Origin of the sequence: Xenorhabdus santafensis (assembly GCF_033949405.1) — a bacterium.
GTDB lineage: Bacteria > Pseudomonadota > Gammaproteobacteria > Enterobacterales > Enterobacteriaceae > Xenorhabdus > Xenorhabdus santafensis.
In genome coordinates this window covers 1-25564 of the sequence record NZ_VCDN01000071.1, presented here as the reverse complement: position 1 = coordinate 25564, position 25564 = coordinate 1, and the positions used below count along the sequence as shown (strand labels likewise).

At 44.8% G+C, this 25564-nt stretch carries 22 protein-coding genes; 4 read left to right on the top strand and 18 right to left on the bottom strand.

Features of this window, described 5'->3' with window-relative positions:
- Positions 1-608: 608 nt before the first annotated feature.
- Both mutS and miaE read left to right on the top strand, forming a co-directional pair.
- Positions 609-3170: a DNA mismatch repair protein MutS gene (mutS, locus tag FE392_RS16305; protein ID WP_319931267.1), complete on the top strand. Its 2562-nt coding sequence runs from the start codon at positions 609-611 to the stop codon at positions 3168-3170.
- Between the two features lie 75 nt (positions 3171-3245).
- Positions 3246-4007: a tRNA isopentenyl-2-thiomethyl-A-37 hydroxylase MiaE gene (gene miaE, locus FE392_RS16300; RefSeq protein WP_319931266.1), complete on the top strand. Its 762-nt coding sequence runs from the start codon at positions 3246-3248 to the stop codon at positions 4005-4007.
- Between the two features lie 180 nt (positions 4008-4187).
- Here miaE and rpoS read toward each other — a convergent pair whose 3' ends face one another.
- The 16 genes from rpoS to cysJ all read right to left on the bottom strand — a co-directional run bounded on the left by rpoS (position 4188) and on the right by cysJ (position 20618).
- On the bottom strand, positions 4188-5183 hold the full coding sequence (gene rpoS / locus FE392_RS16295) for an RNA polymerase sigma factor RpoS (protein WP_319931264.1): 996 nt from the start codon (positions 5181-5183) through the stop codon (positions 4188-4190).
- A 53-nt stretch (positions 5184-5236) separates the two neighbouring features.
- On the bottom strand, positions 5237-6301 hold the full coding sequence (nlpD, locus tag FE392_RS16290) for a murein hydrolase activator NlpD (protein WP_319931263.1): 1065 nt from the start codon (positions 6299-6301) through the stop codon (positions 5237-5239).
- A gap of 151 nt (positions 6302-6452) precedes the next feature.
- Positions 6453-7079, bottom strand: coding sequence for a protein-L-isoaspartate(D-aspartate) O-methyltransferase (locus FE392_RS16285; protein ID WP_319931262.1), 627 nt, complete (start codon positions 7077-7079; stop codon positions 6453-6455).
- Complete coding sequence (surE, locus tag FE392_RS16280) at positions 7073-7837, bottom strand: 5'/3'-nucleotidase SurE (protein ID WP_319931261.1); 765 nt, start codon at positions 7835-7837, stop codon at positions 7073-7075. The genes FE392_RS16285 and surE overlap by 7 nt, the downstream gene beginning before the upstream one ends.
- A gap of 288 nt (positions 7838-8125) precedes the next feature.
- Entirely contained in the window at positions 8126-8611 is a 486-nt protein-coding gene (locus FE392_RS16275) for a P-loop nucleotide/nucleoside kinase family protein (RefSeq protein ID WP_319931260.1), read from the bottom strand.
- A gap of 86 nt (positions 8612-8697) precedes the next feature.
- Positions 8698-9747 (bottom strand): tRNA pseudouridine(13) synthase TruD, encoded by a 1050-nt coding sequence (truD, locus tag FE392_RS16270; RefSeq protein WP_319931259.1) that lies wholly within the window; start codon positions 9745-9747, stop codon positions 8698-8700.
- Between the two features lie 2 nt (positions 9748-9749).
- A complete protein-coding gene (gene ispF / locus FE392_RS16265; RefSeq protein WP_319931258.1) occupies positions 9750-10223 on the bottom strand; it encodes a 2-C-methyl-D-erythritol 2,4-cyclodiphosphate synthase in 474 nt (157 codons plus the stop codon).
- The gene (ispD, locus tag FE392_RS16260; protein ID WP_319931257.1) at positions 10220-11032 is read right to left on the bottom strand and encodes a 2-C-methyl-D-erythritol 4-phosphate cytidylyltransferase; all 813 of its coding nucleotides are present in this window, start codon (positions 11030-11032) and stop codon (positions 10220-10222) included. The genes ispF and ispD overlap by 4 nt, the downstream gene beginning before the upstream one ends.
- Before the next feature lie 140 nt (positions 11033-11172).
- Entirely contained in the window at positions 11173-11490 is a 318-nt protein-coding gene (gene ftsB / locus FE392_RS16255) for a cell division protein FtsB (RefSeq protein WP_319931265.1), read from the bottom strand.
- A 146-nt stretch (positions 11491-11636) separates the two neighbouring features.
- Positions 11637-12254, bottom strand: coding sequence for an adenylyl-sulfate kinase (gene cysC, locus FE392_RS16250; RefSeq protein WP_319931256.1), 618 nt, complete (start codon positions 12252-12254; stop codon positions 11637-11639).
- A complete protein-coding gene (gene cysN / locus FE392_RS16245; protein ID WP_319931255.1) occupies positions 12255-13697 on the bottom strand; it encodes a sulfate adenylyltransferase subunit CysN in 1443 nt (480 codons plus the stop codon).
- Between the two features lie 11 nt (positions 13698-13708).
- Entirely contained in the window at positions 13709-14617 is a 909-nt protein-coding gene (gene cysD / locus FE392_RS16240) for a sulfate adenylyltransferase subunit CysD (RefSeq protein WP_319931254.1), read from the bottom strand.
- Between the two features lie 10 nt (positions 14618-14627).
- Entirely contained in the window at positions 14628-16076 is a 1449-nt protein-coding gene (cysG, locus tag FE392_RS16235) for a siroheme synthase CysG (RefSeq protein WP_319931253.1), read from the bottom strand.
- A gap of 258 nt (positions 16077-16334) precedes the next feature.
- Complete coding sequence (locus FE392_RS16230) at positions 16335-17069, bottom strand: phosphoadenylyl-sulfate reductase (protein ID WP_319931252.1); 735 nt, start codon at positions 17067-17069, stop codon at positions 16335-16337.
- Positions 17066-18808 (bottom strand): assimilatory sulfite reductase (NADPH) hemoprotein subunit, encoded by a 1743-nt coding sequence (cysI, locus tag FE392_RS16225; RefSeq protein WP_319931251.1) that lies wholly within the window; start codon positions 18806-18808, stop codon positions 17066-17068. Before cysI ends, FE392_RS16230 begins: the two co-directional genes overlap by 4 nt.
- 1 nt (position 18809) lies before the next feature.
- A complete protein-coding gene (gene cysJ, locus FE392_RS16220; RefSeq protein ID WP_319931250.1) occupies positions 18810-20618 on the bottom strand; it encodes an NADPH-dependent assimilatory sulfite reductase flavoprotein subunit in 1809 nt (602 codons plus the stop codon).
- A gap of 321 nt (positions 20619-20939) precedes the next feature.
- Here cysJ and queD point away from each other — a divergent pair, with 321 nt between their 5' ends.
- Entirely contained in the window at positions 20940-21302 is a 363-nt protein-coding gene (queD, locus tag FE392_RS16215; RefSeq protein ID WP_319931249.1) for a 6-carboxytetrahydropterin synthase QueD, read from the top strand.
- Positions 21303-21336: 34 nt separating this feature from the next.
- Here queD and queE read toward each other — a convergent pair whose 3' ends face one another.
- A complete protein-coding gene (gene queE, locus FE392_RS16210) occupies positions 21337-22008 on the bottom strand; it encodes a 7-carboxy-7-deazaguanine synthase QueE (RefSeq protein ID WP_319931248.1) in 672 nt (223 codons plus the stop codon).
- A 168-nt stretch (positions 22009-22176) separates the two neighbouring features.
- Here queE and FE392_RS16205 point away from each other — a divergent pair, with 168 nt between their 5' ends.
- Positions 22177-23541 (top strand): amino acid permease, encoded by a 1365-nt coding sequence (locus FE392_RS16205; protein WP_319931247.1) that lies wholly within the window; start codon positions 22177-22179, stop codon positions 23539-23541.
- A 101-nt stretch (positions 23542-23642) separates the two neighbouring features.
- Here FE392_RS16205 and FE392_RS16200 read toward each other — a convergent pair whose 3' ends face one another.
- Complete coding sequence (locus FE392_RS16200) at positions 23643-24503, bottom strand: endonuclease/exonuclease/phosphatase family protein (RefSeq protein WP_319931246.1); 861 nt, start codon at positions 24501-24503, stop codon at positions 23643-23645.
- Positions 24504-25564 lie beyond the last annotated feature (1061 nt).

Genomic DNA, 25564 nt, shown 5'->3' with positions numbered 1-25564 from the left:
GATGCAACTTGAAATTCATTGGGTATAGATATGTAGGTTCCTTTTTAATAATGCACTGGCATTTGTGAACAATTCAAGACACCATTTATGCTAATTATTCATAGTTATTACGTTTTACAGACCAATAAATTGTGTCAAAAACAAAACTTCAGCAAAAAATACCTGCTAAAAATGAGGATGGATACTTCACAATCAGCCCAAGCAACCAAGACTAATCACTATCACCAGAAATTATTGAGTCATTCACTCCAGCCCAATAAATGAAAAAACTAAAAGAGCAGAAAAAGGATTAACTCGAGCCTCTTCGCAATCCTGCGGAATAGTGAAAAAATCTGATACATTCCTGCGAGTAATCCTGATAACCTACCGACCAAATCCTCCTAATCTAATCCACAGATGAATCACACTGATTATCAGTGATAAGATAGTGCTTTCGCTAAGTAAGATAGTACCTTCACTAAGGTTGCGGATCGTGCTTTTGTCCAGAATGAGGTTCACTAACGTTCCATCCTTAGCTGATTATATTTAAGTTTTGTCATTTAGATGGGTTGGCTGAGCGTCGTGGCCCAACTGAGTCAACAGGAATAATAAATTTGAATCAAATCAATATGAAAGAATCCCCAGCAAAGGATATAGATAGCCATACTCCCATGATGCAACAGTATCTGCGCCTGAAAGCGCAGCATCCAGATATTCTGCTGCTTTATCGGATGGGTGATTTTTATGAGTTGTTCTACGACGATGCCAAAAAGGCCGCGAAATTATTGGATATTTCCCTGACCAAACGCGGGCAATCGGCAGGTCAGCCTATTCCTATGGCGGGCGTGCCTTATCACGCCATTGAAAACTATTTGGCAAAACTGGTACAGCTTGGTGAATCTGCGGCACTGTGTGAACAAGTTGGTGATCCTGCGACAAGTAAAGGCCCGGTTGAGCGAAAAGTCGTACGTATTGTGACTCCCGGTACGGTAACCGATGAAGCTCTGCTGCAAGAACGGCAGGATAATCTTCTGGCCGCTATCTGGCATGACAGTCAGGGTTTCGGTTATGCCACACTGGATATTACTTCCGGTCGTTTCCGCGTTGTTGAAATGGCTGACGAAGATACCGTTGCCGCCGAGCTGCAACGCACCCGCCCAGCAGAATTGCTCTACCCTGAAACTTTCGGGCCCATGGCACTGATTGAGCGCTGTCACGGGCTGCGCCGCCGCCCGATGTGGGAATTTGAGCTGGATACCGCCAAGCAACAACTGAATTTGCAATTTGGCACCCGCGACCTGATTGGCTTCGGGGTAGAAAAATCAACGCTTGCCCTGCGCGCAGCAGGCTGTTTGCTGCAATATGTAAAAGATACCCAACGCACTTCCCTGCCCCATATTCGCAGTATAACCCTAGATTCTCAGCAGGAAACGGTCATCATGGATGCCGCAACCCGCCGTAATCTGGAAATCACGCAAAACCTGTCTGGTGGCATAGAGAATACGCTGGCTTCAGTCCTCGATCAGTGTGTGACCCCTATGGGCAGCCGTATGCTGAAACGCTGGTTACACTCCCCCATTCGCAATAAAGGTATTTTGGAAAACCGCCAACAGGCTATTTCCGCATTACAAGAAATCGGCTATGAATTACAGCCTTTTTTGCGTCAGGTTGGCGATCTGGAACGCGTTCTTGCACGTCTTGCCCTGCGTTCTGCACGTCCCCGTGATCTGGCCAGAATGCGCCATGCGTTCCAACAACTCCCTGATATTCATCAGATCATGGCATCATCCGATTTCCCTTATATTAAAACGCTACAACAACGCATAGGGAATTTTGATGAATTGCAGACCCTGTTAGAAAACGCGGTTGTCGAGACTCCTCCTGTTCTGGTACGTGATGGTGGCGTGATTGCGACAGGCTATAATGCCGAATTGGATGAGTGGCGGGCATTGGCTGATGGAGCCAGTGATTATCTGGATCGGTTGGAGATCCGCGAGCGTGAAAAATACGGCATTGATACCCTGAAAGTAGGCTTCAATGCTGTACATGGTTACTATATCCAAATCAGCCGCGGGCAAAGCCATTTAGCCCCGATCCATTATGTTCGCCGCCAGACACTGAAAAACGCAGAACGTTACATCATTCCTGAATTAAAAGAGTATGAAGATAAGGTTCTGACTTCCAAAGGCAAGGCGCTGGCGATTGAAAAAGCCTTGTATGAGGAATTATTTGATTTGCTGCTGCCACATCTGGCGGATTTGCAAACCAGTGCCGAAGCATTGGCTGAAGTGGATGTACTGGCAAACTTGGCCGAACGTGCTGAAACCCTGAATTACACTTGCCCGACACTGACGGATAAAATCGGTATTCAAATCACTGGTGGCCGCCATCCGGTTGTTGAGCAAGTATTGAGTGAACCGTTCATTTCTAACCCGCTGACGCTCTCGTCACAGCGCCGTTTGCTGATTATCACCGGCCCCAATATGGGCGGTAAAAGTACCTATATGCGCCAAGCGGCGTTGATTACGCTACTGGCCTATATCGGGAGTTTTGTTCCTGCTGACAGTGCCGTCATAGGCCCGGTTGATCGTATCTTCACCCGTGTCGGGGCATCCGATGATTTGGCCTCAGGGCGCTCTACGTTTATGGTGGAAATGACCGAAACCGCCAATATTCTGCACAACGCGACCGAATATAGTCTGGTCTTGATGGATGAAATCGGCCGCGGTACATCAACTTATGATGGCCTGTCCCTTGCCTGGGCCTGTGCCGAGAATTTAGCTAACCGAATCAAGGCGATGACCTTGTTTGCGACCCACTACTTTGAACTGACAACCCTACCGGAAAAGCTGGAAGGTGTTGTTAACATTCATCTGGATGCAGTTGAACACGGAGATACCATTGCTTTTATGCACAATGTGCAGGAAGGTGCGGCAAGCAAGAGCTATGGTTTGGCCGTTGCATCTTTGGCGGGCGTTCCCCGGGATGTGATTAAGCGTGCACGCCAAAAACTCAAAGAGCTGGAATCAATTTCCAACCATGCGACAGCAAGTCATGTCGATACACCGCAATTAACACTGTTAACGGAAGATACCTCCCCGGCAGTTGAGGCTCTGGAAAACTTGAATCCGGATACATTGACACCACGCCAAGCCTTGGACTGGATTTATCGCCTGAAGGATATGGTGTAGTTATGGGCAATGTAGTTATGGATGAAGTAGTTATGGACGATGAGGTTATGGACATAGTTATGTGCGGGGGAAATGATGTCGGTTGATCCCAACCTGTTGGCACCTATTTATCAATTTCTACAATGCAAAACGCCCGAACAATGGGTAGAAAAAGCCCGGCAGCCTGAAAACCTGCCGGTTTTGCTGCGCGATCATCTCCTGTGCGAATTAAAAGCCGCGCAAAGTGCAATGTTCTTGATTCGCAAATATGCCGTTGATCCCAAAAGCGCCGATACTTTGCTGGCTTGGTTTCGCCCTTATGAAGATTTTGCCTATAAAAAAATTGGTGATATCCACTCACTGAAAGGCAAAAACCACGTCACCAAGCAAATCACTGCCCGGGCAAATTCACCGTACAGCCAAGATCTGATCGATAAAATGGTGTTGTTGATTAAGGAAGAATTGCACCATTTTTATCAGGTGCTGGAAATCATGGATGCCAGGGGAATAGGCTATGACAGTATCAGTGCCAGCCGCTATGCAAAATCCCTGTTTCAGCATATTACTAACCATGAGCCTTATACGCTGGTTGATAAACTGATTATTGGTGCCTATATCGAAGCGCGTTCATGTGAACGATTTGCCAAATTAGCTCCGCATCTGGATGAAGATTTAGGTAAGTTTTATATTTCTCTATTGCGTTCAGAAGCTCGCCACTATCAAGATTATTTGGCTCTTGCTCAATCCATATCTAAAGAAGATATTTCACAGCGAGTGAGCTATTTCGGCCGGATTGAAGCAGAATTGATCCAGTCTCCTGACAAGGATTTTAAATTTCATAGTGGCATTCCTGCATAGTGGTATTAATAGCAACAGGAATTTTCTTAATATAAATAAAACGAATTGAAAAATAGAATAGTCATTAAAAGACAAATAAGTTAATAATAAAATAAAAGGCGGGCTAACTAAGCCCACCTTTAAATTACTACTTTAATTACTACCTAATAGACTACTTTCTTTAGAATTAAGTACTAATAATCATGTACGGAATAATGATTCTAAATTCAAGCCTTGGGTATGCAATATGTCTCTGAGACGACGCAACCCTTCCACTTGAATTTGACGAACTCTTTCCCTTGTCAATCCTATTTCTCGCCCAACATCTTCCAATGTTTCGGCTTCATACCCAAGTAAACCGAAACGACGCGCCAAAACTTCACGCTGTTTCGCATTCAGTTCAAACAGCCATTTCACGATGCTTTGTTTCATATCGTCATCTTGAATGGTTGTTTCCGGCCCAGTATCGTTTTCATCAGATAAAATATCCAATAATGCTTTATCTGAATCCCCACTAATTGGAGTATCGACAGAAGTAATGCGTTCGTTAAGCCGCATCATACGGCTAACATCTTCAACTGGTTTATCCAGTTTTTCCGCAATCTCTTCGACACTTGGTTCATGATCCAATTTGTGTGCCAGTTCTCTTGCAGTACGTAAATAGACATTCAATTCTTTGACTATGTGAATAGGCAGACGAATTGTGCGAGTCTGGTTCATAATGGCACGCTCAATTGTTTGGCGGATCCACCATGTCGCATATGTAGAAAAACGAAAACCTCTTTCAGGATCAAATTTTTCCACCGCACGAATAAGCCCAAGGTTCCCTTCTTCAATCAGATCAAGCAGCGCCAATCCACGATTGCTATATCGGCGAGATATTTTAACCACCAAACGTAAGTTACTTTCAATCATACGTTGGCGCGCAGCAATATCCCCACGCAGTGCTCGTCTAGCAAAAAGAACCTCTTCCTCAGCTGTCAGCAGGGGAGAAAAACCTATCTCCCCCAGATAAAGCTGTGTTGCATCAAGCACTCTTTGGTTTACACCTTGCAACAACTCCAGATCTTCATCCAGGCTGGTTACATCATCCCCATCTTTCAGCAACGCTTCATCAAAGTCATTAGCTTCCATGCTATTTTCGTCTAAATCCGCATCATCATACAACTCATTAACTTTAAGCGTACTTTGGCTCATCAGCTGCTCCTACCCATGATAATGCGGGCAGGAATTTCAGATCCTGCCCCGGTTTATCGCTGCGAAAGATATCGCAGCGGGTTTACGGATTTTCCCTTGTAGCGAATTTCAAAATGCAATCTCACGGAACTTGTTCCGGTACTACCCATGGTGGCAATTTTTTGCCCCGCTTGGACGTCTTGCTGCTCACTCACTAACATAGTGTCATTGTGGGCATAAGCGCTCAGGTAGTCGTCGTTATGTTTTATAATAATTAGATTTCCATATCCGCGTAACGCATTTCCAGCATAAACTACTTTTCCACTGGCAGTTGAAAATACGGGTTGGCCACGGGTGCCCGCAATATCAATGCCTTTATTTCCACCTTGAGAATCAGAGAAGCCCTCAAGAATCTTTCCTTCCGCAGGCCATCTCCAGCTATTAATAGCGCCAAAACCAGCACTATTTACACCCATAGTTGTCGCTGTAGATGATTTCGAAGCGGCACTTTCGCTATCAGAAATAGTTGATTTTGACAACATTTTTCCGGAGCTAGGTCTATCAATATTTGCAGGATACGCATTAATTTTTTGAAAATCAACCTGCTTAATTTTAGATTGGGTGCTATTTGATGCTATTAATACACCATTCTTGGAGTTTACATTATCCATTTGCAGGATCTGACCAACATTTAAACCATAAGGTTCTGAAATATTATTTTTGCGAGCCAGATCACGAAAGTCATTGCCTGTAATCCAAGCAATGTAAAATAATGTATCCCCGTGTTTAACCGTGTAAGTACTCCCGCTGTAGCTTCCTTTCGGGATGCTTTCGTAGTTACGGTTATAGTTAATTTTTCCCATATGGAGTGTTGTTGAGTCAGCAGAATTAACTAGAGGACGGTTTTCTACAGAATGATTGTCTGATGTTGTATTTTTTGAAATTATCACCGGCGGTGATGGCACAGAAGCAGAAACAGGCGATGGTCTGGAGAGCATTCTTCCGTTTTTTCCCTGATTATCGATACTTACTATCGGAGCAGGACGATTTGGCTCATTACTACAACCAACCAACACAGTACCTATAATACTATTAATAATTATCCACTTTATTTTTTTCATTGGGTTTCCTAAGTTCATACCTCATTCTCCCGCAAAGGCAAATATAAGTCCTAATAATGATGATTTATAAAGAAATTTAGAATCACAAAAGATTTAATGCGAGATATTTTGCTTAATTTCAGGCAAAAGGACAGTCAATTTAAAATTATGGTCTCAAAAAGTCGATATATTATGCTAAGTCGCCTTGAATTAAGGGAACAAAACGGACGGACTCTATAATTTCCCCATGAAAATCATTTCCATAGCGATGTACCACTTTCAATGACTGGGAATACTCACCGACAGGCAAAACCATAACTCCCCCATCAGCAAGCTGATGTAATAAAGCCTGTGGTATTTCAGGAGGCGCCGCAGTGACAATAATGGCATCAAACAGCCCCTTTGACGGCCAACCATTCCAGCCATCACCGTGACGTGTTGAGATATTGTGCAGATCAAGTTGCTTAAATCTTCGCTTGGCCTGCCATTGCAGACTTTTAATGCGCTCCACAGAGAAAACGTGTTTGGCTAGATGAGCCAGTATTGCTGTCTGATAACCAGAACCAGTCCCAATTTCCAATACCTTGGATTCTGGCGTTAAATTCAATAGCTCCGTCATGCGGGCAACAATATACGGCTGGGAGATAGTTTGCCCATGCCCGATAGGCAGCGCCGTGTTCTCATACGCTTTATGCGCAAAAGCCTCATCCACAAAGCTCTCTCTGGGCACTTTGGCAATAACGTCTAACAGTTGCTCGTTATGTATCCCTTGCTGGCGCAATTGCGCCAGCAAATCTTTTATGGCCCGGCTCAGCATTCCTCAATATCCCCGACCTTTGCCAACCACTCTTCCATCAGTTTATGTGCTTTATAGGCCGTCAGATCAACATGCAACGGCGTGATGGAAACAAATCCTTCGTCTACCGCAGCAAAATCTGTTTCAGGCCCCGCATCATTTTTTTCACCGGGAGGGCCAATCCAATAAAGCATATTCCCCTTCGGATCTTCCTGAACATATACTTTGTCAGCCGCACTACGGCAACCACACCGTGTTACCCGAAATCCTTTAATCTGTTCAACCGGAACATCTGGCACGTTGATATTCAGCGTATTACCGGCTCTCAGCGGGAATTTTTGCAACAGGGTCAACAACCGTACCGTGATTTCCGCGGCTGTTGCATAATGTTTGTCACCATTCAGGGATACAGCCAGTGCCGGCAAGCCTAAATGACGCCCTTCCATAGCCGCAGCAACCGTGCCAGAGTAAATCACGTCATCACCAAGATTAGGGCCACAGTTGATGCCTGAAACAACAATATCAGGACGAGGGTGAACCAGCTGATTCACGCCCAAATAAACACAATCCGTCGGCGTGCCTTCTTGAACAGAAATATCACCATTGCTCAGTGTATTAATGCGCAAAGGACGATCCAGCGTTAAGGCATTTGATGCGCCGCTACGGTTACGATCAGGTGCAACGACCTGAACTTGATAGTGTTTACGCAATGCAGCCGCCAGGGTTTGAATACCCGGTGCGGTAACACCATCATCATTACTCAACAATATCCGCAGCATTTAATTATCTCATTGATTCAATTAAGTAAAACATAATTTAAAACGGTAATTGGCCTTGTATATTGTCCCAGAGGCCCAGTCCTGTCGGTTTTATCTGGTGGGCTAATGTGGCTGGCTTGTTTGGGTATATCGAACAAGATTAAAACCACCAGAAAATTGTTTGATCTTAGCATGACCCCACCAGTTTTGTAGAGTGCTTTGCGGTTTATCCCCTTTGCCTTTCAAGTTGCAGTTTTGTTGGCTGTATTCAGGGATGCCATTGGATATAAACTGTGGCTATGCTTTTTGCTAACGATGCAAAACAATATTAAACCCCTCTTCTTCCTGAGGAGCGACGAAATAGCGGGTAATTAATTCGAATTGTTCATCTGTTGTAGAAAAATCATGTATTCCAGATTGGTTACGCAAACGTAAGCGCGCTAAGCAGACATCATCAGGGACATCAAGAAAATGAAGGCAGTTATCTGCATCCGCAGTATCTATAATTTCTTTCATCCAATGCCGATTGGCCAACGTGTTGGCAGGAAAATCCAGAACCACTGAAATCCCGGCTTGCAGCAAGGCAACCAGATGGGGCTTCATCGCATCTTTGAGTTTTGCTGAATAATGGACGTAATCTGACACGGTGTTCATTTCATTGCCATAAAGAGGCGATAGCCAGCTATCTTCACTAATGACAATTGTCATTGGTTGTTGGGCAAGTTTTGCGGAAAGCGTGGATTTTCCTGAAGCTATTTTTCCACACAGAATATGAAGCACTGACTTTTCGTTCATAGCAACCTCATAAATAAATGAACAATGCGAGCTAGAATGCAAGACAGTGTAGCCTCGGTGACTACACTGTGATATCAACTGAATCGTTATTCTGAAATATCCGCAGCACGATTTTGGTCTTGATTGACCAATTCCCTGACAACGCTGGTTGCAAAACTGCCAGCCGGAAGGGAAAAGTGGAGGCAGACAGTTTGTTCATCCCGCCATTCCCAATTCAGGTTCAATGGCTTCACCAACATTGCCCGGCGTGCGCTGTCTACGCGCTCGCGCTTTACCAATCCCCAGAGTGATTCATACCCTTGCAGGCATTGTTCTTCAAAAGCCAGCGCTTGATGTTGGGTTCCCAAGGCTTTGTCACCCGGTAGAGGTGCCGTTATCTGTAATTCACCATCGATGACTCGCTGCTGCAAGACGGTTAATTCAGATTCATCCGCCACAAACCAGCTACCACGTCCGGTTAATTGCAAAGCGTCACCATTTTTTACCTGCTGATGTTCATCTTGTTCAATACGGATACTGGCAATAGCATTGAACATGGCACTGCGGCAAGCAGAGAGGTAAAAACTACGGCGGCTACGCTCCTTGACCTGAATTTCATTCTCTGCCCAACGCTGTGCCTGAACCAGATTTTGCCCGCCGCGCCCGAAACGTTGTTCACCAAAGTAATTTGGAACACCACCCTGCAATATCTGCTGCAAGCGTTTTTCCACCGATGGCCGATCAGAAATTTCTCTCAACACCAGAGTAAAATCGTTACCTTTCAACGCACCAATTCGCAATTTACGTTTTTGGCGGGAAGTTGCCAGTACTTCACAACCTTCAAGTTGAAATGCGGCTAAATCCGGATCTTGTTTTCCCGGTAAATGCAGGCAAAACCATTGCTCCGTGACTGCATTGCGATCTTTTAATCCTGCATAACTCACGGAGCGAGCTGGAATTTTGGCAAAACGGGCAAGGTTATCTGCGACAAATTGGGTGTTACATCCCGTTTTACGGATATGTACCATCAAATGTTCACCTTCCCCATCTGGGGAAAATCCTAAATCTTCACGGACAATAAAATCTTCTGGTGAAGATTTAACCACCCCTGTTGCTTCCGGGCGGCCATACAGCCAATGCAATTCACTCAATGTCATACTTATTCCTTGACCAACACAGCAACCGCTTCGCAGGCAATACCTTCTTTACGACCAACAAACCCTAATTTTTCTGTGGTTGTCGCTTTCACATTAATATCATCAATATGGCATTCCAGATCTTCTGCCAGATTGACGCGCATCTGGGGAATATGAGGCAGCATTTTGGGCGCCTGTGCAATAATGGTGATATCTAAATTCCCGAGCCGATAACCCTTTGCCCGAATGCGGCGATAAGCTTCTTTCAATAGTTCTCGGCTGTCTGCGCCTTTAAAAGCCGGATCGGTATCGGGAAACAGTTTGCCAATGTCTCCCAGTGCAGCCGCTCCCAATAGCGCATCCGTTGCTGCATGCAAAGCTACGTCACCGTCTGAATGAGCAATTAATCCTTGCTCATAAGGAATGCGGACACCTCCAATGACCAATGGCCCTTCTCCGCCAAATTTATGCACATCAAAACCATGCCCTATTCTCATATTGTGGGTTCCTTAAGTTTTCGGGATAAGTAAAATTCAGCCAATGCCAGATCTTCAGGTTGAGTAACTTTAATATTGTCTGCCCGCCCATGAATTAATACCGGACGATAACCACAATACTCCAGTGCCGAAGCTTCGTCAGTGATACAGGCTTGTTCCGCCAGTGACTTAATCAGGCAATCACGCAGGAGTGGCAGCGGAAATAATTGAGGAGTCAACGCATGCCAAAGCCCGTTGCGTTCAACGGTATGGGCAATGACGGGCAAACCTGCTTCTGATGGCGATGCCATCCGCTTCATCGTGTCTCTGACAGGTGATGCCAGCAATCCACCACATATTTCAGGATACTTTTCGTTTTGCCCCATGAGGCGCAGCAAGTTGTCAAGATCATCATGATGAAGACAAGGGCGGGCGGCATCATGCACCAAGACCCAGATTTTTCTGTCTGTCGGCTGGCCGGCGAGATAATTCAATCCAGCCAAAACGGAATCAGCGCGTTCTTCACCACCGATTACGGTGGTGATCCGAGGATCTGACGCGATATCCAATTGTGCGAACTGGGTATCAGCAGGGTTGAGAGCAACAATGATGTCTTGAATACGCGGGTGCTCAAGCAATGCCGCCAAGGTGTGTTCAAGGATGGTTTTTCCGGCAACCTCAAGATACTGCTTTGGGCAATCTGATTTCATTCGGCTGCCAATCCCCGCAGCGGGGATTAGGGCCACTATTTTAGTATTAGTTGGCGTTTTTATTGTGGCGCTATCAGCAGGAGAAATATCAGCGGAAGAATGAAGTATTGAATTATTCATTTTTGATTTATTTGCTATTTTAATTCATAGGTTATTTTGATGAACAAATTATATTGTGGGTAATGCTTTTCTGAGTAAAACGTTTTTATGCACAGTCTATTTTTATAGGCGAATTACCCGGAGCCAGATTTTCCCCAGATTTAAGGTTCGCTTTGATTTAACGGTTGCTGCGCGTTTTGTTTCGACGCATCGGGCACCATCCGATAAAAAGACTCTCCCGGCTTAATCATGCCCAATTCATTGCGGGCGCGCTCTTCTATTGCTTCCTGCCCACCTTTCAGATCTTTAATTTCAGCAAATAACTGGTCATTGCGCGCTTTAAGTTTTAAGTTGTCGATCTCTTGCTTATCGACCTCAGACTTAACCCGCACATAATCGTGAATGCCATTTTTGCCGAACCACAGTGAATACTGCAACCAGCCAAGTAGAACCAGTAATAGTAGCGTTAATTTGCCCATTTCCCCCCCTGAAAACCCGCTAATCATCCCACAACTGAAGGCATGACGCCACTCACGTTCACCAGACATGGTAATAAAACCTCATGGAACACATTATTCCACTTTCAATAATAATGTGTTTCACAAGATTTGTATGAAGAAAGGGGTCAGATAGGCAGGATATCGTTGTTTTTCAGGGTAAACAGTAGCTTATTGATTAATGCTCCGACGGGTTGTGAGCCGTCCAGATAAACCTCGGGTTGTTCAGGTGGTTCATAAGCGGCGTCGATGCCCGTAAAGTTAAGTATCTCTCCCGCCCTCGCTTTTTTATACAACCCCTTAGGATCACGGGTTTCGCACACTGCTAATGGTGTATCAACATGCACTTCAATAAACTGCCCTGCTTGCATCAATTCACGTACTTTTTGCCGCTCTGCTCTATTGGGGGAAATAAATGCAGTCAGTACAACCAGCCCGGCATCAATCATCAGTTTTGAAACCTCTCCGACCCGCCGGATGTTTTCCCGCCGATCGGATTCAGAAAAGCCCAAATCATTGCACAGGCCATGACGTAAGTTATCACCATCCAATAAATAAGTTTTAATCCCTTGTGAAAACAAGGCTTGTTCCAGCGCTCCCGCCAGCGTGGATTTTCCAGAGCCAGATAATCCCGTGAACCAAATAACTAATGCCGGGTGGCCATTCACCGCTTCACGCTGTGCCCTGCTAAGGGAGTGTGAGTGCCAAACGATGTTCGGGGATACCGAAACTTTGCCTCTGGACACTTATTTTCCCCCCATCAAATCACGCGCGCCCCAATGCGGGAAGTGACGCCGAACCAATCGGTTAAATTCCAATTCGAAGTCGCTGTATTCTGCGGATTCGTGATAAACGTCAGTGTGGATTTCACGTACTAAGCCTGCCCCTACTGTTACATTTGTCAGGCGATCAATGAGGATAATGCCCCCGATATCGGCATTCCGAACGTAATTATCGAGCAACAAAGGCTCATCAAATGAAAATTCCACCAGCCCAATCGAGTTCAATGGCAGTTCAGACGCAACTCTTTGCGTTAAGGTGTTGATATCCACCTGATACTGGATATTATCGACTTTCCCCCGGCTCTTTTTCCCTGCCACTTTGATATCTAAACTTTGCCCCTGAATCATCGGCCGTTCTGACATCCAGACAACATCAACCAAGGCATGACGAGCCGCAATCATTTCATCTTCAGCGGCAATGATCAGATCACCACGGCTAATATCAATTTCATCTTTTAATACCACGGTAATCGCTTCTCCGGGCACGGCAAATGAACGTTCACCATCAAAAGTAACGATCCTTTCCACTGATGAAATTGCGCCAGATGGCATGACTTTGACTTTCTGCCCCGGCTTTAAAATGCCCGACGATAATGTGCCGCTGTACCCACGAAAATCAAGATCAGGGCGATTAACATATTGCACCGGAAAACGCAGTTGCTGCTCTGCCAATTTCGTTTGTACGTCCGCAGACTCCAGGATCTCCAATAAGGTTTGCCCTGTGTGCCATGCCATTTTTTCGCTTCGGCTAACAATGTTGTCTCCCTCCAATGCTGAAATTGGAACGAAATAAATGTTTAGCTCAAAAGGTAATTGCGCCGCAAAATCCAGATAATCTTGTTTGATTTGTTCAAATCTATCTTGCCGGTATTCAATCAAATCCATTTTATTCACGGCCACAACCAGATGGTTGATCCCGAGCAATGTGCTGATAAAACTGTGCCGACGCGTTTGCTCTTGAACGCCTTTTCGCGCATCTATCAATAAAATGGCGAGATCACTGGTCGAAGCCCCGGTTGCCATATTACGCGTATATTGTTCGTGCCCCGGCGTATCAGCAATAATGAATTTACGTTTTTCCGTGGAAAAATAACGGTATGCCACATCAATGGTGATACCTTGTTCCCGCTCTGCAGCTAACCCATCCACCAATAACGCCAAATCCAGTTTTTCTCCTTGAGTGCCAATCCGCTTGCTATCGCTTTGCAATACCGCAAGTTGATCTTCATAAATTTGCCGGGTGTCATGTAAAAGGCGGCCAATTAGTGTGCTTTTACCATCATCCACGCTGCCGCAGGTTAAAAAACGCAGAAGCCCCTTATCTTGTTGTGCCCGCAGGTAGGCTTCGACCCCACCTTGCTGTTTGATTTGGCTGGCAATGATTTCATTGTGTGCAACGGCTGACATATCTGAACTCCTCAAAAATAACCCTGACGCTTTTTCAACTCCATCGAACCAGATTGATCGCTGTCAATCAGGCGCCCTTGTCGTTCACTGCTCGTGGATATCAACATTTCTTCTATAATTTCCGGCAAAGTTTCTGCCGTCGATTCCACCGCTCCCGTCAGTGGCCAGCAGCCAAGGGTTCTGAAACGAACCTGCCGTTGGCTGATCACTTCTCCGGGTTGCAGATTGATGCGATCATCGTCGACCATGATCAACGTTCCTTCACGTTGGATCACCGGACGAAGTTTAGCGAAATAGAGGGGAACGATATCTATCTGTTCCAGATAGATATATTGCCAGATATCCAGTTCAGTCCAGTTGGACAAGGGGAATACGCGGATACTTTCCCCTTTGTTAATCTGGCCGTTATAGTTGCGCCAAAGTTCCGGGCGCTGGTTTTTGGGGTCCCACCGATGTGAACGGTCACGGAATGAGTAGATACGCTCTTTCGCCCGTGATTTTTCTTCATCACGCCGCGCACCACCAAATGCAGCATCAAAACCATATTTATCCAGTGCCTGTTTCAAACCCTCCGTTTTCATGATGTCAGTGTGCTTTGCACTGCCATGAATAAAAGGATTGATACCCAGAGATTCCCCCTCTGGATTGCGGTGAACCAACAACTCAAAACCATATTTTTCCGCTGTACGATCACGAAAGTCGTACATATCCTGAAATTTCCAGCCAGTATCCACGTGCAATAAAGGAAAAGGCAGTTTTCCGGGGTAGAATGCCTTGCGTGCAAGGTGCAACATCACAGAGGAATCTTTGCCAATCGAGTAAAGCATCACGGGGTTAGCAAATTCAGCCGCGACTTCCCGGATAATATGAATGCTTTCAGCCTCAAGCTGCTGTAGGTGTGTTAATCTTTTTTCGTCCATTGTCTGTTCCTTATTCGATATCAATAACAGCAGAGTGATATAGGTGAGCAGGTGTTTTTTCCGAGGTGCTCAAGGCGCTTTGGGCGACAGACTGCTGTCCGAACCATGCTATCTGGTGATGGAGTTGGGCCACTTCTCCCACAACAAGTAATGCCGGAGAGGGGGCTTCCTGTGCCAATTTATCCAGTTCGGATAAAGTTCCGGTCAATACTTGCTGATCCGGGCGGGTACCACGGCCAATTACCGCAACGGGAGTATTGGCGTCCCGGCCATGTGAAATCAGTTTCTGGCTTATCAAGCCTGCTTTTATCGTTCCCATGTAAATGGCCAGAGTTTGATTCCCCTGAGCTAATGCAGGCCAATCCAATTCATTGCCATTTTCACGGCAATGTCCTGTGATAAAAGTGACGCTTTGTGAATGTTCTCTGTGGGTCAGCGGAATACCGGCATAAGCCGTCGCCCCTATCGCGGCTGTAATGCCGGGCACAACCTGAAAAGGTATACCCGCAGCAGCGGCAATTTGCAGCTCTTCGCCACCACGGCCAAAAATAAAGGGATCGCCACCTTTCAGGCGAACGACTTTTTTCCCTTGATTCGCCAGCTTAATGATGAGTGCATTGGTTTCTTCTTGTGAGACAGAATGATTTCCTGCCCTTTTGCCAACACAGATTTTATCGGCATCCCGACGCACTAATTCTAGAATTTCGGCACTGACCAGATGGTCATAAAGCACAACATCTGCTTGCTGAATAACTTGCAGCCCTTTTAAGGTCAGCAACCCCGGATCCCCTGGCCCTGCTCCCACCAGCGCCAGCTCGCCTTGTGCAGGGCTTTCAGACAATTGTTGTTCGAGTTGTTCTTCTGCTTGTTGTAATTGCCCGTTGGCAATCAGTGTGGCAAAGCGTCCATTGAATGCTTTCTCCCAAAAATAGCGCCGCTGGCGTATAGAAGAAAAACGCTGTTTTACTCGCTCACGCCAGTTTCCTGCAATTTTTGCCATTGTCCCAAGGTGAAATGAAAGCAATGATTCCAGCTTTTCTCTCAGTAACCTTGTTAATACCGGCGAGGTTCCCGCCGATGAGATTGCGACGATGACAGGGGAACGATCAATGATTGATGGGAAAATTGCGGAGCAAAGTGGTTGGTTATCGACAATATTAACTAATACAGCCCGGTTATTGGCTTCCTCGTAAATATGCTGATTAAGGCTGTGATCATCAGTTGCTGCAACGACCAAAAATACGCCATCGAGATATTCTGATTTAAACGCGCCTTGTAACCACTTAAATTCTGCTTTTTGATAACGCTGTTGAAGTTCATCATGTAATTCAGGCGCAACAATCGTTAACGCAGCCCCGGCACGTAGCAGTAGACTGGCTTTGCGGGAAGCAATTTCGCCTCCTCCCACCAGCAAGACAGAGCGGGCTTTGAGCTGAACAAATAAGGGTAAGTAGTCCACGATGGCAGATCATCCAGTGCTAGAGCTCGATAAGCTCTTATTATTATGACAACTAAAGGTTAAATATATGAGTCCGCGATCAGGTTATGAAATGACAAAAAGTAATTACTTGTTTCTGAATCGTATAAGCCGAATCTTTTTAGTCAATGGCAGAACAAGTCACGAAAAATATTCAAGATAAAAAAAGCCGGGCTCCTGTTTAGGAAGCCCGGCCCGATAAAACATATTATTAACCGTGATATTCATTAAATTATCGTGTTAATTTTCGTGCAAACCACATTCCCGTTTTAAGCCAAAAAAGCGGGTTTGCTCTTCACTCATTCCCGGCTCCCACTTCTGGGTTGTATGGGTGTCCCCAACAGAAAGGTAGCCTTGCTCCCACAATGGATGATATTCAAGGCCGTGCTGCGTCAAATATTGATGTATGCGCTGGTTATTCCAGTCAATAATTGGCAGGATCTTGAAAACGCCCCGCTGGATTGCCAATACAGGTAAGTTGGCCCGGCTTGCCGATTGCTGACGGCGCAATCCCGCAAACCAGCTTTGCGCTTGCAACGTTTTCAATGCCCGGTTCATTGGTTCAACCTTATTGATCCGATTATAACGTTCAATCCCTTCTACGCCTTGCTCCCATAATTTGCCATAGCGCGCTTCCTGCCAAGTCGGGGAGTAGTCTGAGCGAAAGATTTTCAAGTTTAGTTTGAGTTGCTCAGTCAATTTATCAATAAATTGGTAGGTTTCAGGAAACAGATATCCTGTATCCGTGAGGATCACAGGAATATCTGGGTATTGCTGTGTCACAAGATGCAAACAAACTGCTGCCTGAATACCAAAGCTGGAAGAGAGAACAAATTCGCCGGGTAAGTGTTCCAACGCCCAAGCCACGCGTTCGCCAGCTTCCATCAACTCCAATTGCTGATTGATGCCAGCCAGTGCTTCAGTTTGCTGCTCTGGTGCCAACGCTGCCAATTCCGATAAATTCAACTGACTCATGCTATCTCCTGCCAATCATAAAAATCGATGGCTGAATTTAATACTGGCTTGATAATATCAGCCCGGATAACGTAGTCGCCGAAACTTTCATTCGCATGACGTTCCAATGCCCATCGACCGATTAATTCATCCAGTATTTCAAGGATCTCTGCTGAGGTGATATTTTCTCGATACATGCGGGGAATGCGAGTGCCGATATCGTTGCCCCCCAAATGCAGGTTGTAGCGATCAAGGGCTTTACCCACCAGCCCGATTTCTGCCAGCATTGCCCTGCCACATCCATTCGGGCAGCCTGTAACACGCAATATAATCTTTTCGTCGCTAATGCCATGTTTTGCCATTAATGCATCAACATGATCAACGAAGGTTGGCAGGAAACGTTCAGCTTCAGCCATCGCCAGCGGGCAGGTAGGAAATGAGACGCAAGCCATCGAGTTATGACGCAAATTTGTCACGCTATCATCAATTAAGCCATGGGATTTGGCGATTTCTTCGATACGTGCTTTTTCACTTTCAGGGATCCCCGCCACGATTAAATTTTGGTTGGCGGTCAGACGAAAATCTCCTGAGTGGATTTTTGCGATTTCTGCAATCCCTGTTTTTAACGGCTTGCCGGGATAATCCAGCAGACGCCCATTTTCAATGAACAGAGTCAGGTGCCATTTATCGTCAATACCTTTTAACCAGCCGATTTGATCACCACGGCTGGTAAATTCATAGGGACGAATCGCCTCAAATGCTATTCCGGCACGTTTTTCAACTTCTTGTTTGAACGTGTCAACACCGACTCGTTCAAGGGTATATTTGGTTTTGGCGTTTTTGCGTTCGGTTCGGTTACCCCAATCGCGTTGCGTTGTGACCACCGCTTCCGCTATTGCCAATGTATGTTCTAAACCAATAAAACCAAGTTCACTTGCCAGCCGCGGGAAAGTTTTCTTGTCCCCATGAGTCATGGCTAATCCACCACCCACCAGCACGTTAAAGCCGATTAATTGGTCGCCTTCTGCAATAGCTACAAAATTCAGGTCATTGGCATGTAAATCCACATCATTTTGAGGAGGAATAACGACCGATGTTTTGAATTTACGCGGCAAGTACGTTGCACCAAGAATAGGTTCTTCGTCCGTTGTTGCGATTTTTTCTTTATCCAGCCAAATCTCAGCATAGGCATTAGTGCGCGGCAGCAGATGTTCTGATATTTTTTTCGCCCATTCATACGCTTGTTGATGTAAAACTGATTGCACCGGATTGGATGTACACAACACATTACGATTAACATCATTCGCGGTTGCCAATGAGTCCAATCCCATATACGCCAATAGTTGATGAGCCGGTTTGACATTATTTTTCAAAATGCCGTGAAATTGAAATGTTTGCCGGTTAGTTAACCGAATACTGCCGTACAGGGTATTTTCTGTCGCAAATCTATCAATGCCCAACCATTGTTCGGGTGCAATAATGCCCCCCGGCAGACGACAACGCAGCATCATGGCATGGCGAGGTTCGAGTTTTTGTTCTACCCGCTCCGCCCTGATGTCACGATCATCTTGTTGATACATGCCGTGAAAGCGAATGAGTAAGAAGTTGTCGCCCTCAAAGCCACCTGTCAGCCCATTTTTTAGATCTTCACTGATTGTTCCACGCAGGTAATTGCTGTCCAATTTCATGCGTTCGCTGTCTGCAAGTTTGCCTTCAACAACCAAAGGGCCTTGCTTTTCATCATTGTTCACATTGCTCATATTAGTACACATCTCTTTGGTAGCGGCGCTCAAGGCGCAATTCACTCAAGAATTCATCAGCTTGTTCAGCATCCATGCCGCCTTGTTGTGAAATAATGTCCAGCAGTGTCTGCTCTACGTCTTTTGCCATACGGTTAGCATCACCGCAAACGTACAAATGCGCGCCATCCTGGATCCAGCGCCAAATTTCAGCGCCCTGCTCCTGCAATTTGTCCTGTACGTACACTTTTTGTGGCTGATCACGCGACCATGCCATATCAAAGCGGGTCAATAAGCCGTCTTTCACATAACGCTGGAATTCAACCTGATAAAGAAAATCTTCGACAAAATGTGGATTACCAAAAAACAACCAGTTCTTGCCTTCAGCGCCCTGATTGTCACGATGTTGTAAAAACGCCCGGAATGGGGCAATTCCCGTTCCCGGCCCAATCATAATCACGGGGGCATTTGGATCAGCAGGCAAGCGGAAGTTGTTATTCGGTTCAATGAAAACCCGGATGTTGTCATCTTCCTGCAATCGATCTGCCAGATAACCTGAGGCACCACCAGTACGAGCTCGGCCTTCAATCTCATAACGAACCACGCCGACAGTAATGTGAACTTCGTTTTCAACTTCAGACTGTGAGGAAGAAATGGAGTAGAGGCGCGGTGTCAATGGGCGCAATAAATCAATAAATTGTTGGGCATCCGGATGCAAGGCTATTTGCCTGATCATATCGACGATAGGGGTTTGCTCAGCGTATTTTTGCAATGCCGGTTTATCAGCCACTAGCGCCAAAAGTTTTTGATCTTTTGACAAGGTTGCACATTTTTCAACAATAACTGCGGTGTTTTGAGTCAACTCTGTATGGCTTGTCAGTGCATCACGCAATGAAAGCGCGTTGCCATTAACAGTCACTTGCTCAGTTCCTTCCAGCCAAAGTAGAGTGATTAATTCATCCACTAAAGCGGGATCGTTTTCAAACCAGACACCAAGTGAGTCCCCTGGTTGGTAACTCAAGGCAGAATCACCCAAATCAATTTCAATATGACGGACATCTTTGTCTGAACCACGTCCCGTGATTTTTTGGTTCACCAGCAATGACGCGGTCAGGGGCGCTTCTTTGGTATATGACAAACTCTCATTCGCTGCACTTAATTGCGCCGCTGAAACGGCGGGAGAGGCTGCGAGTGTTGTTTGTGCTGGCAAACGCTCCTTCAAGATATCCGTGATTTTCTGCCGCCATTGGTCGGCCTGTTCTTGATATTCCACATCTGCATCGACGCGATCCAATAAACGTTTGGCACCTAACTCGCTCAAACGATTGTCAAAATCTTTCCCTGCCTGGCAAAAATTTTCGTACGATGTATCTCCCAGCCCAAATACGGCATAAGAGGTTTCTTTCATTGATGGCGCTTTTTTCGAATAGAGGTATTTATAGAGTGCTACCGCTTCTTCGGCTGGTTCACCTTCACCTTGCGTCGAAGCCACAATAATCAATATCTTCTCTTGAGAAATTTGCTTAAACTTATAATCACCCGAATTAACCAAATTCACACTGAGATTGGCAGCCAGTAATGAGTCTCTGAGCTGTTCCGCCAAACGGCGGGCGTTACCTGTTTGCGAAGCAGAGAGTAAGGTAACTGTTTCTTGTGCAGGTGCTGCGGGCGTATTCAGCTCAACTTGTGGTTGATGATTGACGACGCCCCAAAAATAGCCAGACAACCAAGCTAACTGATGAGAGGAAAAATCACTAGTTGCTGACTGCAAACGTGAAAGTTGTTCAGGAGAAACCGGTAATAATGAAGTTGAGGGTGGTTTTACTGTCATATTCGTTGCCTTTTGCTGCTGTAGCCAGTATCCATGCCGTCAACACCACAAATGAGGCGCTTGATTTTGATTTAATCGAGTAGTAGCCAAATAGGTGTAATAATCATGGGCATGAAAATTAGGTATCAGGTTATCTTAGAATAAGCGGAGTACTTAAAGACAGGATCGCAATATCTCATAACTAAAACGCCTAACTTTGTTTACAGATTTAATATATCGATAAAGTTGTTAAATATTGCACACTCTTCCTCCAGAAAAATCACGTTAAGCGCACAAAGTTCAGGTAGAATAGCCGACTTTTTGAAATCAGAGAAAAGCACCATGAGTACAACTATCTTTAAAGACTTCCAATTTGAAGCCGCACATCGCTTGCCACATGTTCCCGAAGGACATAAATGTGGGCGCCTGCATGGACATTCGTTTATGGTTCGCCTGGAAATTACCGGAGAGGTAGATCCTCTGACAGGATGGATTATGGATTTTTCCGATGTAAAAACCGCATTCAAGCCCATTTGGGAGCAGCTTGATCACCACTACCTCAATGAAATTCCAGGACTGGAAAACCCAACCAGCGAAGTTCTGGCAAAGTGGATCTGGGAAAAATCAAAACCGGTATTGCCTCAACTGAGTTCAGTCATGGTCAAAGAAACATGTAATGCAGGTTGTGTCTATCGTGGTAAATAAGGGTTCAGCACCAAAACTTGGTGCTGAATGAACTTTAAGCGATATTTAAGTATTTATGAGTCTGCATCGAAAAACGCCAGTTGCGGGCAATGCACGTTTCGATGCACAGGCGGGTAGCGTCTTCTTTCTGGCTGATCGGCTGCAAGGCAACGATTGGGGTAGGATTTCCATCAAGCATCGTTAGTAATTCATCCAATGCTTCAATATCGCGCGCCCTTCCCACCGGATGTTTGATTTCATCCGCCCGTTTCATGGCCTCAGGCAAGACCTTGAATCCCCCCCGCATTTTCACTTTTGGCGAAACAGTTACCCATGTTTTGTCAGAACACAAAATAGCATGTGTTCCACTTGTCTCTATTTGACAGTTATAACCTTCATTTTCAAATAGCTCAGTCAAAGGACGTAAATCATACAAGCACGGCTCTCCACCTGTAATCACAACATGGCGAGCACTGTAGCCCTGCCGGGCGAATAAATTAAGTAGTTGCTGCGCGGTAGCCACTCCCCACATATCACTATCCTGTGACTTCAGGATGATATTTTCCATCGGCTGCTGTTTATCAGCCTCTTTTTCCCACGTATGCTTGGTATCGCACCAACTGCAACCTACCGGACATCCTTGTAAGCGAATGAAAACCGAAGGAACACCGGTAAACACCCCTTCTCCCTGTAAAGTTTGAAAGATTTCATTTATTGGGTAAATCATAAAAAAACTCTGGTTTTACTAAACTGCCCGTATTATTACAGATATCTATCCCGCGGACATCCTTCTTTGTGGTATGGTACGGGGTTGCTTTTTCTGGCACCTCGCGCCAGGCAGAGCATTGTATGCCCGAAATACTCTCTGGCATGAAAGGATAGATGGGAATAACGAATGCGAAATAATGAAAATCAGCTTAAACAGGGCCTAAGCGTACGGCATATTCGCTTTATGGCTTTAGGCTCTGCCATAGGCACGGGGCTGTTTTATGGCTCAGCAGCAGCAATTCAACAAGCTGGCCCCGCGGTATTGTTGGCCTATTTAATCGGCGGTGCTGCCGTATTTATTGTGATGAGAGCACTTGGCGAAATGGCCGTTCACCATCCAGTTTCCGGTTCTTTCTCACAATATGCCAGCCATTATCTGGGGCCTTTGGCCGGGTTCCTGACCGGTTGGATTTACGTGCTTGAAATGCTGTTTGTTTGCTTGGCTGATATTACTGCATTCGGCATGTATATGAAACTCTGGTTCCCGGATGTCGAACAATGGATTTGGGTTCTGAGCATTGTATGCCTTATCGGTGCCTTGAATCTTTGTCATGTGAAATTTTTCGGTGAAATGGAATTCTGGCTTTCGATTGTTAAAGTGAGTGCCATTATCGCCATGATTATTGGCGGGTTTGCCATTATGTTTTATGGCTTTGGGCAGGCAACTGAGCATGCGACCGGCCTGTCCAATTTATGGGAACATGGCGGCTTTATGCCAAACGGCGTCAGTGGGATTATAGCGTCGCTCGCGATCGTTATGTTCGCATTCGGTGGTATAGAAGTGATTGGTATCACGGCCAGTGAAGCGAAAAATCCAGAAAAAACGATCCCTAAGGCGATCAATGCAGTCCCATTCCGCATCTTGATCTTTTATGTCCTGACTCTGTGCATTTTGATGTGTATCTATCCATGGAATCAGATAGGTCAGGATGGAAGCCCATTTGTACAAATTTTCTCTAATCTGGGAATTAATTCAGCTGCAAATATCTTGAATATCGTCGTGATTACCGCCGCCATTTCCGCCATCAACAGCGATATCTTTGGTGCCGGACGAATGATGTACGGTATGGCCCAAGAAGGACAAGCACCAAAATCATTCAGAAAACTCACCAGCAATGGTGTGCCTTGGATGACTGTTCTGGTCATGATGTGCGTTCTGTTACTCGGTGCAGTTTTTAATTACCTGATGCCTAAGAAGATTTTTATTATTATTGCATCTGTGGCTACATTTGCGACTGTCTGGGTATGGTTGATGATCTTAATATCACATGTTGCCATGCGCCGCCAAATGAGTGCTGAAGAAACCAAGACGCTGAAGTTCCCAATCCCAATGTGGCCAATTGCACCTGCTATTACCATTGCCTTTATGGCCAGCATCATCGTGTTATTGGGCTATTTTGAACAGACGAGGGATGCCCTGTATGTGGGAATAGGCTGGGTTGTTGTTCTCACTTTGGCTTATGGTGTGAAAAAAGTTATCGCACATAGATAGATTGCCTTAGCCAATCATGTTTGAAAATTCGCCGGTAAAACACCGGCGAATCTTTATCCTCAAATGAATAATTTTCTCGCCACCCTTTTTTATTTCTATTCTTATAAAGAAAATCTGACAATCAACGGGTTATGATCAGAAGCGCCTGTCATTAAAACCGAGGCATGTGAAACAGTGATCCCCCGATAAAAAACAAAATCCAAAGGCTTACCAAACACAATTGTCCGATGATCATCGTTGAAATGGACTTCTTTCAATTGCATGCGATATACAAAACGTTCCAGCACTTTTAATCTCTGGCGGCTCCATGCGTTAAAATCTCCGGCAAAAATCACCGGGCCATCGTGCAATTTTATATGAGCTCCGATGTTATCTAATTGCCTACTGTAAACATCAACACCAAGACTAAAGTTAACCGCATGCACGTTGATTACCATTAATTGGCGCCCATCCGGTAATGAATAAATCGTGATTAATGATGATTTGGATAACCTGAGTATCGGTTCCTTCTCACGAAGTGGGCAACAATAAATGGGTGAAGATGAGGCCAGAGTCATTACGCCCGATGGGTGCTGAGGAATAGCAAATGCAGGAACTTGATCTGCCATTAACCCGCTGTTTGTTATAAATTTTAATAACTCAGGGGTTGTTTGTGCTTCTTGCAGCAAAACAAGATCACTCTTTCCAATTAAGGAAGTCAGAACATTTTGCCAAAGTGGGCGCTGTTGTTTGTATATGTTCCAAATGGCGATAGTAAATTCATTATTACTGGCAAAAATCGGCTCTCCATGCGGCAATGCTGACTGCTCTAATAATTGCCTAGAAGTAGGGAAAACTTGCTCTACGGGCTGACCTGCAACGTACCGCATGGCATAATTCTTTTTTGTTCTCTTCTTACTTACAAGTTTTCTTTCGTACAGCTTCTTCGCATAGCTTCTTATTGCCAATCTTACCTCCGCCATACGTTTTCCCTCATTCAATTTTACCAATATGACATACCCATCATTGATTTCAATCTATTGAGCACAAAAAAACCAAGTTATCATAGAATAGTATATCGCTGACATAAAACATTCATATAACCAATAGTAATAAAAACAACAATAGTTGATTAATATAATCAAAATTTCAGCAACATAACTTTTTTTGGGGCTAAAAAATGAATAAAAATAGTGTGTTATTCTCAATTAATGAAAAAAATAGAACAACTTATTGACTATCATTACTATAAAATACTTCAAGGGTTACTGTATTCTTTATTTTAAAGTTAGAGATTGAGAATTATTTACATTAATGGCATTTTAAACCCGATAATTCATTCACTTACATGTAATCACAGATAAGCAGAAAATATGATAAATGGGTTTAATCTAAATATTTTTATATATAGAACTTATACTATTCATCACTAAAAAATAGCATTATAGAAATATAAAATCAGAATCTAAAAAAATAAAATACATCTCTCACCAATTAGTTTTAATTTCTATCATTAATCGAACTAATATAAAAAGAAATTATTACGCACTCTATTGATAACAATATATATTTCAAACACAGAATCAATAAAAATTACTATGGTTTTTGATAGTGATTATAAAACTCACTTATCTGGCTACAACTACGCTGATATATGTCTCACAGGCAAAATAAAGATTTGCACATCCAATATCCGCCCAGAGGTTTTTGTTGTTGCTAAATTAGTCAGTTCAACCAAAAATAGAGGGGTATATATTGCCTTTGAAGCCAAGTCAGACGCTACTGAGCGCCCTCATATACTATCAAGGTAGCAAAACTGAGCGTGAATGCTTTCTGAGCCAATATGGATGGCTTCCATTCACAGAACGCTTATCAGGAATATGAATAGCAAAAAAGACCATTAAGGCACAATTGCTTGCTATATGGAATTAGATAAAAAGCGGTTAGGTGAAAAGCGTTAAGTTAAAAATCTTTAAATAGCAAAAAGCCCCGAGATTTCTCTCGAGGCTTTTCAATGAAATAAGGTGGCGGTGCGGACGGGACT